The sequence below is a fragment of the Rhizobium ecuadorense genome (assembly GCF_001187535.1).
Classification (GTDB): domain Bacteria; phylum Pseudomonadota; class Alphaproteobacteria; order Rhizobiales; family Rhizobiaceae; genus Rhizobium; species Rhizobium ecuadorense.
This window is the reverse complement of the sequence record NZ_LFIO01001281.1, coordinates 1-278: the sequence shown is the minus strand read 5'-3', so window position 1 is coordinate 278 and position 278 is coordinate 1. Positions and strand designations below refer to the sequence as shown.

Genomic DNA, 278 nt, shown 5'->3' with positions numbered 1-278 from the left:
CGACAGGGATGCCGTTGACCACAAGCGGCGCGAAGGTGCCGGTGGAGAGGCCGCTGGCCTCAGCAGCGACGAGCGGTTGATTGAGATCGATCGCCTCGTCGAGGACGCCGCCTTCATGCCAGGTGCCTTCATGCGGCATCAACGCATAGGTAAAGCTCTGCTCGCCTTCATCGGCCAGCGGATCCGGATAGATCGGACCGCGCACGAGGCTCATGCCGATCACATTGCCGCGGGCGCTATGACCGTATTTGGCATTGTTGAGCAGTGCGACCCCGAAG

Annotated in this window: 1 protein-coding gene; it reads right to left on the bottom strand. The window is 62.6% G+C overall.

Going from position 1 to position 278, the window contains the following annotated elements; genetic code table 11:
- Positions 1-278: glycoside hydrolase family 38 C-terminal domain-containing protein (locus AF337_RS27255; RefSeq protein ID WP_152971209.1), on the bottom strand; the 278-nt coding region annotated here is incomplete at both ends.